Here is a 14,847-nt window from a genome sequence, read left to right as displayed (position 1 = left end):
AGACTGGAGCGCCCCGAATCGGGTGGCGGGCATGTCGCAAGCCGACATGCCCGAGCCGAAGACAGGATGTAACGCAGTCAACAGAGCAACAAGACGGGCAAGCGAGCGGGTACCGCGTCACGTGTCACGTACCAGTTATGCCGACAGTTTTCCTGTCGTGCCGGTGACCGCCGTCCTGCCAGCCATGCCACAGCACGAGTATTCACCTTCATGGCCGACCAACCCATACCCCTGGTTATCAATGACCTGCACAAGCGCTTCGGCGACAATCCGGTACTCAAGGGGCTCTCCCTTGAAGCTCATCAGGGTGACGTTATCAGCCTGATCGGCGCTTCCGGCTCCGGCAAGAGTACCTTCCTGCGCTGCATGAACCTGCTCGAGCGTCCTGATGCCGGTGACATCGTGGTACACGGTGAGCACATCAGCTTTCGCCAGCTGCGCAATGGTCGGGTGCCGGCCGACTGGAAACAGGTCGAACGCATTCGCGCCAAACTCTCGATGGTTTTCCAGAACTTCAACCTCTGGGCCCACCTGACGCTGCTGCAGAACGTCATCGAAGCACCGATTCATGTGCTCGGCGTGCCCAAACGGGAAGCTCGCGAGCGCGGCATGGCCCTGCTCGAACGGGTCGGACTGTCCGATCGCGCCGATTACTTCCCGGCCCAGCTCTCCGGTGGTCAGCAACAACGTGGTGCCATCGCCCGCGCACTGGCCATGGAACCCGAGGTAATGCTGTTCGATGAACCGACTTCCGCCCTTGATCCGGAGCTGGTTGGCGGCGTGCTCAAGGTCATGCGAGAACTTGCCGAAGAGGGCCGCACCATGATTGTGGTGACCCATGAGATGGACTTTGCCCGGGATGTCTCAAGCCAGGTGATGTTTCTCCATCAGGGCCGGGTCGAGGAGTCCGGCAAGCCCCAGGATGTCCTGAACAATCCCCGTTCGGAACGACTGAAGCAGTTCCTTGCTCCCAGCTTCTGAGGCCGTGTCATGATCGATTTTCAGGGCTATGGCCCGCGCCTGCTCGATGGCGCCGTACTGACCTTCGAACTGGCCGTGCTGTCACTGATTCTGGCAGTGTTTCTGGGCCTGCTGGCCGCCAGTGCCAAACTGTCAAAATCCAGGCTCGCCCATGGGGCAGCTACCGCCTATACCACTGTGGTCCGCGGCGTCCCCGATCTGGTGCTGATGATGCTGCTGTTCTACGGCGGCCAGATCGGCGTCAACATGCTGACTGACCAGCTCTATTACGCCTTCGATATCGATATTTTCATCAATATCAATGCGTTCATTGCCGGTGTGGTGACCATTGGTTTCATTTTCGGCGCTTACATGTCGGAGACCTTCCGCGGCGCTTTTCTCGCCGTCGAAGAGGGGCAGATGGAAGCCGCTCGGGCCTATGGCATGAGTAACTGGCTCGCCTTCCGCCGTGTTCGCTTTCCGTTAATGATGCGCCACGCCCTGCCGGGGCTGGGCAACAACTGGATGGTACTGCTCAAGACCACGGCGCTGGTCTCGATCATCGGCCTGACCGATATGGTACGAGTGGCCGCCGAGGCCACCAAGGCGACCCACGAACCCTTTTTGTTCATGATTCCGGTCGCCCTGGGCTATCTCGCCATTACCAGCGTCTCCGAGCTGGTCATGCTATGGCTGCGCAAACGCTATGACACCGGCTTCGAGGAGCAGGAATAATGGAGCAGTGGCTGACCGAAATCGCTCCGTGGCTGGCACAGAACGATATATTCACCCCGGCAACCCTGGCGCAGTACTGGCAGGGCCTGGTCAATACCGTACAGCTGGTGTTCATTTCGCTGCTGATCGGGGTCGTGCTGGCCGTACCACTCGCCATTGCCCGTGGCTCGAAATACCCATGGGTCAAATGGCCGATCTGGTTCTATACCTATGTGTTCCGCGGCACCCCCCTGCTGATTCAGCTCTACCTGGCCTACTACGGCTTCGCCTTTATCCCGGGCATTCAGGATACCTGGATGTGGTTTTTCATTGATGATCCGACCTACCCGGCACTGCTCGCCTTCACGCTCAACACGGCGGCCTATACCACCGAAATCTTTCGTGGTGCGATCAAGGCCACGCCGCGTGGAGAAATCGAAGCGGCCCGTGCCTACGGTATGTCGAAGGTGCTGGCCTATCGCCGCATCATCCTGCCCAGCGCCTTTCGTCGTGCCCTGCCGGCCTACGGCAACGAGGTCATCTTCATGCTGCACGCCAGCGCCATTGCCAGCGTGGTTACCATCATGGATCTGACCGGAGCGGCCTACTATGTCTATGCCCGCTTCTATTCTCCGTTCCCGGCGTTCATATTCGTGGCGTTGATCTACATGGTATTGAGTTTCGCCATTCAGGGAGGCTTCCGACAGCTGGAAAAACACCTGCTGCGCCACCTGCAGCCGAGCAGCTGATATTTCGGGCCGGCGCCGGCCGGCCCACTTCTGTCACAACCACAACAAGCAGGAGACCCCTCATGAATCGATCATCCGTCACTCGCTTTTTTACAGCTCTGCTGCTGCCGGCGCTACTGGGTAGCAGTCTGGTAGTGCAGGCAGATGATGCCACCTCCGGCGACGGTCCACGGGATATTGTGCGCATCGCTGTCGATGTGCCCTATCCACCAATGGAGTACCGCACGCCGGATGGGAAACTGGCCGGTTTTGATATCGATCTGGGCAATACCCTGTGTGAGCGGGCGCAGTTCAAATGCGAATGGATCGTCCAGAACTGGGACGGCATCATCCCCGGCCTTCTGGCACGCAAATATGATGCCATCATGTCCTCGATGCGCATCACCGAGGCACGCAGCCGCCGAGTGCTGTTCACCGACCCTTATGCTCAGTCGCCCAAGGTATGGGTCGCCCGGCGCAACAGCGACATCAATCTCGAGAATCACAAGAGCCTTTCGGCGCTGAGTGCTGGGGTGCAGCGGGGCACCACACAGGATCGCTATGTCACCGAACGCTACGGCGATGTGCTCGATATCCATCGCTACGCCACCGCCGACGATGCTGCCGTGGATATGCAGTCGGGCCGGCTTGATCTTGTCTTTTTGAATTATCCGGTGGCTCTGGATACGCTGAAAATCGGCAAGCCGGACAGTGAATTTACCCAACTGGGTCCGCGTATCGACTCGCCGGAATCAATCTTTGGCAAGGGCAACGCCATCGCCGTCCGCCCGCGCGATCGCGACCTGGCCACCGCCTTCAACAAGGCGCTTGATGAGGTCTATGCTGATGGCACTTTCGAGCGCCTGATGCATCAGTATTTCGACTATGACATTCGCCCACCCTCACGCCGCTGACGCTTGCAACGAGGGGGGACAACGTGCTGATAATCACGTCGTAACGGCTTGTAAGCCCGATTCGGGCACAGGATTCACCGCTGCGTTATTGACCAAGGATGCTTTGAACAATGAAAAGACTGCTGACCGTTTCACTGCTGGGCGCTGCCATTGTAGCCGGTTCCGGCACCGCTCAGGCCCGGGACAACGATACCGTGCGCATTGGTGTGGATATACCCTATGTTCCGATGGAATATCGCAAGCCTGATGGCACCCTGACGGGTTTCGACATCGATCTGGGCAATGCGCTCTGCAAGCAGGCCCAACTCGAGTGCAAATGGGTAGAGCAGTCCTGGGACGGTATCATTCCGGGGCTGATGGCGCGCAAATTCGACGCCATCATGTCGTCCATGACGATCAACGATGAACGTCGGCAGCAGTTGCTGTTTTCAAACCCCTATATCGTGCCGCCTTCCGCCTGGTTCGTACCGGCAAGCAGCGATATCCAGACGCCCGATGAAAACTCGCTCAAGGGCAAGGATATCGGTGTCCAGCGCGGGACCGTTCAGGACAATTACGTCACCGACAAGTACGGCAGCATTGCCAACATCAAACGCTATGCCAGTGCTGATGATGTCGCCGTTGACATGGATGCCGGCCGCCTTGATCTGGCTTTCCTGGACTACCCTACCGGCCAGGCCGCCATGCTGGATGACAAGAAGCGTGACTACCGAGTGGCCGGTGACAAGCTGACCGAACCGAAGAAATACTTCGGCGAAGGTTTCGGCATTGCCTTTCGCAAGCGCGACAAGGAGCTTGCCGAGAAATTCAATCAGGCACTGGCAACGCTCAAGGACAACGGGACCTACCAGAAGATCTACGATCAGTATTTCAGCAAGGATAATGCCGACACCACCGAATGACCCTGGCATCTTCCTTGCGATGATCACGGCGGCGCCTTTCGGGCGCCGCCGTTTTTTTCACACCCGCCAGGCATAAAAAAGAGCGCTCAATAGAGCGCCCCATCTGCCTTGCTGGCAGGACTCAACCAAGCGATGCGGCCACGCCTGCCGATGCGGTCTCGGCAGTCGGAGAAGCCGGTTCGTCGACAGCGAAAATGCCGCCGGAAAGACGTTTTACCCGCTTCATGAACAATGCCAGTGCAGCGGCTGTCCCCAGCGCTGCCACCACGTAAGCCACTGTCAGCGGTAATCCAAAGCCGATCGGGGCCCAGGCAATGTAGGTGAAGGTCGCCATGGTCATGAACAGCGCCGGAATCAGTGTGATCCAGTAGGGTTTCCTTGCCAGCAACAGATACATGGTGGCCACCCACAGGGCGATGACAGCCGTTGTCTGGTTGGCCCAGGAGAAGTAGCGCCACAGCAGCGTGAAATCGATTTTTGTCAGCAGGTAAGAGAGCACGAACAGCGGTGCCGCAATCGCCACCCTTCTGGCCATCGCCTTCTGATCGATCTTCAGATAATCGGCAATGATCATGCGTGCACTACGAAAGGCCGTATCGCCCGAGGTAATAGGCAGTACGATCACACCCAGCACCGCCAGGGTGCCACCGATGGCGCCCAGCATATTGGTCGAAACGGCACTGACCACTGCTGCCGGGCCACCCTGAGCAAGCACATCCGCCAGCGTCTGATCGCCATGGAACATGCTCATGGCCGCCGCGGCCCAGATCATGGCGATGATGCCTTCAACGATCATCATGCCGTAGAAGATCTTGCGGCCATTGTTCTCGTTTTGCGTAGTGCGCGAGATGATCGGCGTCTGGGTCGCGTGGAAGCCTGAGAGGGCACCACAGGAGATGGTCAGAAACAGCAGCGGAAAGATCGGGGCATTGTCCGGATGCATGTTGGTAAAACTCATTTCCGGAATCGGTGCTCCGGTGATCACCATGCCCACACCAATACCCAGCGCACTGAACAGCAGGAGTGCACCGAACCATGGATAGATCCGCCCGATGATCTTGTCGATCGGCAGCAGCGTAGCCAGCAGATAATAGGCAAAGATCGCCAGCGAGATCAGTGCTACACCGATCGGCAGCATATTGGAGAGCAGTTGCGCAGGTGCCGTAACGAAAACCGTCGCCACCAGCAACAGCAGCAGGATCGCAAAGGCATTGACGATATGCTTCATGGCCCGCCCGAGAAACTTGCCAGCCAGCTGGGGCAGGTGCGCACCGTGATTGCGAATCGAGATCATCCCGGTGAGATAGTCATGCACTGCACCGGCAAAAATACAGCCAACCACGATCCAGAAGAAGGCTACGGGGCCATACAAGGCCCCCAGGATCGGACCGAAAATGGGACCAACGCCGGCGATATTAAGTAGCTGGATCAGCGAGTTGCGTTTGGTCCCCATGGGCAGATAGTCAACGTCGTCGCGCATCGTATAGGCCGGGGTTGGCCGACGCTGATTGGACTCGAAGACTCGCTCGATGAATTTTCCGTAAGTGAAATATCCTGCGATCAACAGCACAATGGCTGCCAGAAAGGTCACCATGTCGGCCCCCTGATGACGAACACGCATAACACCTGCCAACCCGAAACGCGCGATGCAGGCGGTGTTTCATGCGGACAATTGGATGAGTTCGGATGATCGACACCGGAGACACTCCGGCGCTCGGGTCAGGGTAGAGACTGACCGCCCCCCTCACCATTCGACTCTGGTCCAGGCCCTCCTTTCCTCCCCGAAGAGCTGCGGGCACAGGCAGGCGCACTGGAGCACTGTTGCGCAATCGAGCACAATGGGCCCGCCCGATCCGGGATCGGCCTTCATATGTCACCAGCTCGTTGCCTTGTCACCATGTCCAATTACATTCCTGCCCTGGCTTTTCGCATCCCCTATCCTGTCATGCGCCTTTTTGCTGCAGGGCTGCTGGCGGCCCTGCTCAGCGGCTGCGAGCGTCCACCGGACATGCAGCTCGCTCAGGGGCATGCCCAGGGCACGACCTGGCATATCAAGTGGTGGAGCCGTCAGCCCACTGATGCGAAAACCATTGACCGGGACTTCCAGCAGGTCTTTGACGATATTGACAAGGCCATCTCAACCTATCGCGATGACTCCTGGCTGGCACGCTTCAATGCCAGCCGGAGCACCGACTGGCAGCCGGCGCCCGAACAGGTCATCCAGTTGCTCGGTATTGCCCGACAGGTCAACCAGGCCTCCCGGGGCTGCTTCGACCCCACCATCGCCCCGCTTTTCCGACTCTGGGGCTTTCAGGACGAGCAGTTTCATGTGCCCTCGGATCACGACATCCGTCAGACGCTGAGCGAGGTAGGACTTGATCACGTGCATGTTGATACCGACAACGGCCGTATCCGCAAGGACCTGCCGAAGCTCTCCATTGACCTCTCGTCAATGGGAGAAGGCCACACCATCAATCGGCTGTCCCGCGTGCTCGAAGCACATGGCATCAACAACTACCTGGTCGAAATGGGGGGCGATCTCAAGGCTCGCGGCCATAAACCGGATGGCAGTCACTGGCGGGTGGGCCTGCAGGCCCCTGTCCCCGGTCAGCGACAGGTACAGCGTATCGTAACGCTCGACTCCGAGCATGGCGTGACGCTCGACACTTCGGGCACCTATCAGCGCTTTTTTGATGACGATGGGCACACCTATGGCCATATCATCGATGCCCGCACCGGCAGACCGACGTCACATGATCTGGTATCGGCATCGGTCTTCGGCCACAACGCCGCCCTCTCCGATGCCTGGGCCACCGCCATGCTCTGTCTTGGCGAAAAGGAAGGCATGCAGGTAGCCAACCAGCAACAGCTGCCGGTCTACTTCATGGAGCGCCAGCCAGGGCAACTCGCCACCCGGGTCTCTCCGGCACTCGAGCACAGTAACGACGTGCAGCTGGCGAAAAAAACCGACTGATACTGCAGTTGGCCTGAACAGTCACGGAGCGGTTTTCGTCCGATGCGTTATGCTGGGACTACACTTTTCACTCCCAAGAGCCCATGACCGATGACCGGACCGGCCTGGCGCCGATCGAATCGCTGCAGGAAAGCATTGACGGAACCCTCTCACTGCCCGGCTGGGTCTGGATTCCGATCGTCACCATTGTCGTGGCCCTGATCCTCGATACCACACTCTATTTCGTACTGGCCCGACTGGAACGCCGACTCAGCCGTAGCGGGCATCGCTGGGATGACGCCCTGATTCATGGTGTCCGGCGCCCATTTCGCCTCTGGGTATGGCTAACGGTCGTGACCATCCTCGTCAGTGTGCTGGGCGCCCAGCTGCACATCGGCTGGATCGAACGCAATGTCTCGACCGCCCAGGGATTGTTTACCCTGGTGGCCATCGGATGGGCCGGTATACGACTGATTGCCCGCCTGGAGAAACGCCTGGTCTTTCCGCCACCGGCCGGCCGGGCACGACCGGTCGATCCTACCAGTGCCTCCGCCATCACCAAGATCATCGGTGCCCTGCTGCTGACCGCGCTGGTACTGATGGCCCTGCAACTGATGGGATTTTCCATCTCCAGCCTGCTGGCGCTGGGGGGATTTGGTGGCCTGGTCATCGGTTTCGCTACACGCGATCTGATTGCCAATTTCTTCAGCGGTATGGTGATCTATATCGACAAGCCGTTCGTGGTCGGCGACTGGGTCAAGTCCACCGAGCGCGATATCGAAGGCGTGGTCGAGGACATCGGCTGGCGACTGACCACCATCCGCACCTTTGCCGGCCCTCCGATCTACGTCCCCAACGCGGTATTCAACCAGATTATTGTCGAGAACCCGACGCGCATGTTCAGTCGCCGACTGTGGGAAACGGTGGGCATTCACTACGAGGATATTCGCCGGGTCCGCACGATCACCGGCGACATTCGACGCTATTTGCAGGCGCACGACCGAATCGATCAGAACGAGCTGATTACCGTCAATTTCGTCACTTTCGGCGACTACGCGCTGGAGCTGATGATTTATGCCTTCACGGTGCCGACCGACTGGCAAACCTTTCAGGAACTCAAGCAGGAGATCCTGATTCGCATCAGCGAGATCATCGAAGAGAATGGCGCCACCCTCGCCATCCCAACCTCACGACTGCGTCTCAACGATGCCGACATGACCCTGCGGCACTCGGGGTTGATGCCGGGAGAGGACCGCGATTCACGTGGTCTGTCCCCCGATCGTACTGCCGAACAGTCTGACGAGCCAACCTCGGTGGATCGAGACCGCAAAGCCTGACTTGTTCACATCACACGAAGCCGGCCGCATCGCGCAGAAAGTTGACAATCCAGCGCGCCATAACGCGCTCATCGGTATTCGCTGTGAGCGTCGCCATCCCCTGGCGTCGACGGCTGTCCGACATCGAGCCGCTCTTGCCGGCCATAAGATCGGCACTCAGCGTCCGACTGAATTCCGGATGCCCCTGAAGGCTCAGAAAGCATTCGCCGTACTGAATCATGAAATAGGGGCAGAAACCGTTTTCAGCCAGCAACCGGCTATTGTCAGGCAGTGTCAGCACCTGATCCTGATGGCTGATGATCAGATCCATGCCCTCCTGCCAGGGGGTCATCCAGGACTGGTGAGCCAGCACTTCATTGAAGGCCACCCCCACACCCCAGCCGCGATCACTCTTGCCGACCTCGGCACCCATGGCATGCGCCAGCGCCTGATGGCCGAAGCAGATGCCTACCACGGGCGCGCGGGCCTCCCAGAGCCGCTGAATCAATTGCAGCAAGCCGGGAATCCAGTCGAGCTCCTCATAGATGCCCGCCTTGCTGCCCGAGATCAGCCAGCCATCACAGCCATCGGTTCGATCGGGCAGTTCTCCATCATGAACACGCCAGGTCTCGAAGGTCAGGGTGGGGTCCACCCCGTTGAGTAACGACGCGTAGAGTTCAGGGTAATTGCCGTGTTTTTCGCGCAGATGCGGTGCCAGATCGTCGCACTGCAGCAAACCGATATGCATTCAACTTCTCCAGGAGTACAGGCAGCGAGTCTCCCTTTCGGGGCTCGCTGCCGAAATGTGCCAGTGCCTGTCTAGTCGAGTTCGGCCTCGGCCCGCGCAATGGCTTCAAACTCTTCTTCAGGGGCTCGCGCGACCAGTCGTTTGCGGCTGTAAAAGCCGAACCATGCCAGCATGAGCGCGTAGAACACCGCTGACCAGAGCGCTGCCTGAACGCTGACCACGAAGGTCGAGGCGAAGGCCAGAATCGACAGACCGAAAGCGACTCCCGAGGTCAGGGTGCCCCCCGGGGTGCGATAAGGGCGCTCCAGTTGTGGCTCACGCTGACGCAGCAGAATATGAGAGAGCGTCATCATCGCATAGGAGATGGTCGCGCCGAAGACGGCCATGGTAATCATTAGATCACCCTGCCCGGTCAGCGAGAGCAGAAAACCAATCACGCCCGGTACGATCAACGCCAGCGCCGGCGCCCGGCGCCGATTGGTAATCGACAGCACACGGGGCAGATAACCGGCTCGGGAAAGCGCAAAGACCTGCCGCGAATAGCCGAAAATGATCGAGAAGAACGACGCGATCAGACCCGCCAGACCGATCAGATTGACGAAGCCCGAGGCCCAGTTACCTTCACCATAGGCAGCCGTCAGTGCATCAACCAGTGGTGCATCACTCTCGCTCATGAGCTGCGCACCAGCGCCACCCGGCCCCAGCAGCAGAATACAGGCGGCAAAAATCAGCAGTACGATCATGGCAGTAATAATGCCGCGCGGCATGTCACGCCCCGGATCACGCGACTCTTCCGCTGCCAGTGGCACCCCCTCGACGGCGAGAAACAGCCACATGGCGAAGGGTAGCGCGCTCCAGATCCCCAGATAGCCGTGCGGCAGGAAAGCGGAAGCACCGGCAGCGGTACCCGGGGCGACATCGAACAGATTGGCAACACTGAAGTGCGGCAGCATGCCCAGAATGAAGACCACGATGGCCAGCACTGCCAGCGCCGTGATTGCCATCATGATTTTCAGTGCTTCACCGGCGCCCCACAGGTGGATACCGACAAAGACAACATAGAAAACCGCATAGACCAGTGGCCCGTTGATGCCGATCAGCGACTCGACATAACCGCCGATGAAAATGGCGATGGCCGCCGGCGCAATGGCGTACTCCAGCAGAATGGCTGTACCGGTGATATAGCCGCCCCATGGCCCCATTACCCGGCGGGCAAAACTGTAGCCACCCCCGGCGGTCGGCAGGGAGGAGGAAAGCTCGGCCAGTGAGAAGACCATGCCGGTATACATGATCGCCATCAGGATGGTAGCAATCAGCATGCCACCGAAGCCGCCTGCCGCCAGCCCGAAATTCCAGCCGGCATAGTCACCGGAAATCACGTAGGAAACACCCAGACTGGCCAGCAGAATCCAGCCTGCCGCGCCCTGCTTCAGCTGCCTTTTTTCCAGATAATCCGACTCGACGGATTCATAACCGACGCGACGCTCGTGATGATTGTTGGCCATGATGCATGCCTCACCATTGTTGTTGGTTGAGTGGGCGATGACCGACGCCGCTCGAAGATACCGATCGGCGTCGGATGCATGTTCATCATGTCAGGCTGGTGGGGATGAGGTGAATGTTTTTTTATCACTGGAGTGGACCGACATGGCATCGGCCCGGGGAGTGTTTCAGATCTCTTCGCCGAACTCGCTCCCCTGCAATTCGGCACGTCGCGGCAGATCCGGGCCACGCCGGGTACAGGTCAGCGCCGATGCGCGACTGGCGAATCCGAGCAGCGTTTCCAGAGACTCACGCCCCAGGCTGGCAACCCCTGTCGGCGTCGCGCAGTCGTGCTCTTCCAGCCAGCAGATCAGTGCCGCCTGAAAGGTATCGCCGGCGCCTACCGTATCCACCACCTCGACACGACGTGCGGGCAGCTCGATGACGTCACCACCGCGGGTAAAGGCACAGACCCCCTGCTCACCGCGAGTCAGGACCACCAGTGAACAGTTCGGTCCGTCAAGCCAACCCCGAATCACGCTTTCGGGTGATGCCTCGTAGAGCGACACCAGATCCTCCTCGCTGACCTTGATGACATGGGCATGCTGAGCCATGACACCCAGCCGCTCGCGCCATCGTGAAAGATCGGGTTCGATTTTCAGACGTACGTTGGGATCGAGGGTGATCAGCCGGCGACTGCTTTCACGCGCCACCAGGGTTTCCAGCGTCTCGGCTGTGGGCGAGACCACCAGCGAATAGGACCCTACATGGATACCATGAATGCGCTCATCGAGTGTTGGCAGATGTCGGGCCGTCAACTGCCGATCCGCGCCCTGAGCGTTATAGAATACGTAATGGGGCGAGCCTCGCTCATCGAGCCCGACCATGGCCAGTGTTGTGGCAGCCTCTTCGATCGTGGCCAGAAATCCGGTTTCCACCTGTTCACGCGCCAGGATTGCCCGTAGCCGCTGCCCCAGCAGATCATCGGCCAGCCCGGTCAGCAGTGCCGACTCACACTCCAGGCGAGCCAGCCCAATCGCCACGTTGAATGGCGACCCACCGGCCACGGCCTCCATCCCCAGCGAAGACGCATCTGCCGCTACCTTACCGGATTCGGCAAACACATCGAACAGCGCCTCTCCACAGACCAGAAACATGACCTTTCTCCTGACTTGATGATTCCGGGGCCCAGCATAGGCGTCGTTGGGCGTGCAGGCGAGAAAGGGTTCGGGATATCTCCCGAACCGCACTCTCAGGACTGCTGAAAGGGATACACCGAGCCCAGTGCCATGATGCCGGTAAGCTCATCCAGTGCAGTCAGTGATTCATCAACCAGCGAAGGATCGGCCAGATCACCAATCGTCAGCCGATCGCGGTAGTGCCGCTCAACCCAGCCCACCAGTTCGTTATAGAGCGTATCGTCGAGCAGCACTCGTCCCTGCAGGGCAGCCCGCTCGCGCTCGTTCAGCACCACTCGCAGGCGCAGACAGGCAGGGCCACCGCCGTTTTGCATACTCTGTTTGACATCGTGAGCGCGCAGCTCGCTGACCGGATTATGACCTTCAAGGATCAGTGCCGAAATTGCCTGCCAGACTTCCGGGTCCTCTTCACATTCCGAGGGAACGATCAGCGTCATGCTGCCATCGGGACGGCTCAACAGCTGAGAGTTGAACAGATAGGTATTGACCGCCGTTTCAAGACTGATGGCTTCCCGGGGTATGCGGATGGTCCGCAGCGGCTCACCCAGCACGTCCATACGATCGCGCACACCGCTCAATACCGCGTCTTCATCAAGGAAGGCACACTCGTGGTAGAGCAGCACCGGACCATTGCCGACCGCAATGACATCATTGTGAAAGACACCGGCATCAATCGCGTCAGGATGTTGCTGAGCAAACACGCACTGTTGCTCTTTCAGCCCGTGCTGACGGGCAATGGCCTGGCTCGCTTCCAGTGTCTGGCGGGCCCGGAAGTGCTTCGGCTCGGGGCCCTGTTCGAACGCCCGGCGCCCATAGACATACAGGTGCACACCGCTCGCCCCATACTCACCACATAACCGGGTATGGTTGGCCGCGCCCTCGTCGGAAAACGCCGGCGTCGACGGTAACGCCGGATGATGCGCAAAATAGTGCTCATCGCGGAAGATGCTCGCCAGCACGCGTCCGGTGGTGAGGGTCTCCAGTGACCGGTGAAAGCTGGATTGAAGATTGGCAGGAGTGAAATGTACCCGACCATCCGGGGCATCAGCACTCGGGGTAATGGTCGCAGCATTGGCAGTCCACATCCCGGCCGCCGAACAGACAGCCCGTAACAGGGCCGGCGCGTCTCGAGCGACCCGGCCGAGCATCTGTGCCGGCGACCCATCGAACCCCAGCTGGCGCAAGGCCGCCAGATCAGGGCGCTGCTGTGGCGGCAGCACCCCTTGCAGGAAGCCATCGTCATGCAGGGCCTTCATCTTGGCCAGCCCCTGCAGTGCCGCCTCGCGCGGATTGGAGATCATCCCTTCATGGCGGCCGGATGCCAGATTGCCATGCGCCAGTCCGCTGTAATTGTGCGTTGGCCCGACCAGACCGTCGAAATTGATTTCTCCGGCAGTGACATCACTCATGCGTCATGCTCCGTGACCGCATCCAGCGAGATCCCCGGCGGCAGCTGTTGCGGCAGTGACGCCGTTTCGGACTCCATCGACGCCATCGGCCAGGCGCAGTAATCCGCCGCGTACCAGGCACTGGGGCGATGATTGCCACTGTCACCAATACCGCCAAAGGGCGCATCCGAAGCAGCACCGGTCGTTTGACGATTCCAGTTGACGATGCCGGCGCGAATGCGCAACCGGAAATCTTCCCAATCCTGTGTGGTACCGCCGATCAATCCGGCCGACAGGCCATAACGGGTATCATTGGCCAGCGCGATCGCTTCATCCCACTCCCGGTAGCGATAGACCTTGAGCAGTGGTCCGAAGTGTTCCTCATCAGGCAGCGTCATGCCGGTCACCTCGAGCAGGCCGGGCGACACCAGACTGGTCCCGGGCTCGAGGATACGCATACGCGACAGCACTTTCGCTCCCTGCGCCTCCAGCTCGTCCTGGACTCGGCACAGTTGCTCGGCGGCCTCGGAGGTAGCCAGCCCCCCATAAAAGGGTGACTGCTCGCATTCGGCAAAGGGATCGCTGACCTTCAGCGATTCGAGTGTGCGTACCAGCGATTCGATCAACCGGTCACCGGTCTCTCCAGCCGGCACCAGCAGCCGACGAGCGCAGGTGCAGCGCTGACCACCGGAAATGAATGCCGATTGAATAATGGTCAGGATCGCCGCCGCCGGGTCGAACCCATCGGTAATGACCAGCGGATTGTTACCGCCCAGTTCCAGCGCCAGAATCTTGTCGACCTGGCCACCGAACTGCTCATGCAGGCGCTTGCCGGTATTGGCGCTGCCGGTAAACAGCAATCCGTCGATATCGGCGCTACCGGCCAGCGCCTGGCCAACCGGGACCGCGCCCTGCACCAGATTGAGCACCCCCTCGGGCAGTCCTGCCTCCTGCCAGCACTGCACGGTGAGATCAGCTGTGGCCGGGGTCAGCTCACTGGGCTTGAATACCACCGTATTGCCTGCCAGCAGCGCCGGAACAATATGTCCATTGGGGAGATGGCCGGGAAAGTTGTAGGGGCCGAACACCGCCAGCACACCATGCGGATGGTGACGCAGCACCGCCCGTCCACCGGGAATTTCCTTGGCACGCTCACCGGTGCGTTCATGATAGGCCGACTCCGAAATGGCGATCTTGCCAATCATGGCCTGTACTTCGGTGCCGGCTTCCCACAGCGGTTTGCCCGTTTCCGCGGCGATGGTACGTGCCAGCTGATCGCGACGATGCTCGAGGCGTTCGCGGAAGGCTTCGACAATGGCCTTGCGTGCCTCGAAGCCGGCTCTAGCCCAGGCCGGGAAGGCCTGACGAGCTGCGCTTACCGCCTTTGCCACTTGCGTTTCATCGGCAGCAGCACCCTGCCAGAGCTGCTCGCCACGCACCGGATTGCGCTTCTCGAAGACGGCTCCTGTACCGGTTTGCCAGGCACCGCCGATGAACTGTTGCTGCTTTACACACATGGTCATGTTCGTTTCCCTCGGTGGTC

The 14,847-nt window shown here is 59.7% G+C and carries 13 protein-coding genes; 7 read left to right on the top strand and 6 right to left on the bottom strand.

Features of this window, described 5'->3' with window-relative positions; translation table 11 throughout:
- Nucleotides 1–210 precede the first annotated feature (210 nt).
- From FY550_RS03725 to FY550_RS03705, 5 genes are all read left to right on the top strand, one after another.
- Nucleotides 211–981, top strand: coding sequence for an ABC transporter ATP-binding protein (locus tag FY550_RS03725; RefSeq protein ID WP_070981961.1), 771 nt, complete (start codon nt 211–213; stop codon nt 979–981).
- Between the two features lie 9 nt (nt 982–990).
- Complete coding sequence (locus tag FY550_RS03720) at nt 991–1,695, top strand: ABC transporter permease (RefSeq protein WP_070981959.1); 705 nt, start codon at nt 991–993, stop codon at nt 1,693–1,695.
- The gene (locus FY550_RS03715; RefSeq protein WP_149054367.1) at nt 1,695–2,423 is read left to right on the top strand and encodes an ABC transporter permease; all 729 of its coding nucleotides are present in this window, start codon (nt 1,695–1,697) and stop codon (nt 2,421–2,423) included. Before FY550_RS03720 ends, FY550_RS03715 begins: the two co-directional genes overlap by 1 nt.
- Nucleotides 2,424–2,485: 62 nt before the next feature.
- A complete protein-coding gene (locus FY550_RS03710) occupies nt 2,486–3,316 on the top strand; it encodes a transporter substrate-binding domain-containing protein (RefSeq protein WP_070981952.1) in 831 nt (276 codons plus the stop codon).
- 110 nt (nt 3,317–3,426) lie between these two features.
- Nucleotides 3,427–4,218 (top strand): transporter substrate-binding domain-containing protein, encoded by a 792-nt coding sequence (locus FY550_RS03705; protein WP_149054366.1) that lies wholly within the window; start codon nt 3,427–3,429, stop codon nt 4,216–4,218.
- Nucleotides 4,219–4,339: 121 nt separating this feature from the next.
- Here FY550_RS03705 and FY550_RS03700 read toward each other — a convergent pair whose 3' ends face one another.
- Nucleotides 4,340–5,812: a carbon starvation CstA family protein gene (locus FY550_RS03700; RefSeq protein WP_070981949.1), complete on the bottom strand. Its 1,473-nt coding sequence runs from the start codon at nt 5,810–5,812 to the stop codon at nt 4,340–4,342.
- Between the two features lie 276 nt (nt 5,813–6,088).
- Here FY550_RS03700 and FY550_RS03695 point away from each other — a divergent pair, with 276 nt between their 5' ends.
- Together FY550_RS03695 and FY550_RS03690 are read left to right on the top strand one after the other, a co-directional pair.
- Entirely contained in the window at nt 6,089–7,192 is a 1,104-nt protein-coding gene (locus tag FY550_RS03695) for an FAD:protein FMN transferase (protein WP_084388314.1), read from the top strand.
- 83 nt (nt 7,193–7,275) lie between these two features.
- A complete protein-coding gene (locus FY550_RS03690) occupies nt 7,276–8,508 on the top strand; it encodes a mechanosensitive ion channel family protein (protein ID WP_070981947.1) in 1,233 nt (410 codons plus the stop codon).
- Nucleotides 8,509–8,518: 10 nt separating this feature from the next.
- Here FY550_RS03690 and FY550_RS03685 read toward each other — a convergent pair whose 3' ends face one another.
- From FY550_RS03685 to astD, 5 genes are all read right to left on the bottom strand, one after another.
- Complete coding sequence (locus FY550_RS03685) at nt 8,519–9,235, bottom strand: type 1 glutamine amidotransferase (RefSeq protein WP_070981945.1); 717 nt, start codon at nt 9,233–9,235, stop codon at nt 8,519–8,521.
- 71 nt (nt 9,236–9,306) lie between these two features.
- The gene (eat, locus tag FY550_RS03680; protein WP_149054365.1) at nt 9,307–10,740 is read right to left on the bottom strand and encodes an ethanolamine permease; all 1,434 of its coding nucleotides are present in this window, start codon (nt 10,738–10,740) and stop codon (nt 9,307–9,309) included.
- Between the two features lie 165 nt (nt 10,741–10,905).
- Entirely contained in the window at nt 10,906–11,874 is a 969-nt protein-coding gene (locus FY550_RS03675; RefSeq protein ID WP_070981944.1) for a carbohydrate kinase family protein, read from the bottom strand.
- 95 nt (nt 11,875–11,969) lie between these two features.
- Nucleotides 11,970–13,325, bottom strand: coding sequence for an N-succinylarginine dihydrolase (gene astB, locus FY550_RS03670; protein WP_149054364.1), 1,356 nt, complete (start codon nt 13,323–13,325; stop codon nt 11,970–11,972).
- Nucleotides 13,322–14,821, bottom strand: coding sequence for a succinylglutamate-semialdehyde dehydrogenase (gene astD / locus FY550_RS03665; RefSeq protein ID WP_070981972.1), 1,500 nt, complete (start codon nt 14,819–14,821; stop codon nt 13,322–13,324). The genes astB and astD overlap by 4 nt, the downstream gene beginning before the upstream one ends.
- Between the last annotated feature and the right edge of the window lie 26 nt (nt 14,822–14,847).

This window comes from Kushneria phosphatilytica (assembly GCF_008247605.1).
Lineage (GTDB): Bacteria > Pseudomonadota > Gammaproteobacteria > Pseudomonadales > Halomonadaceae > Kushneria > Kushneria phosphatilytica.
This window is presented reverse-complemented; position numbering and strand designations above follow the sequence as displayed.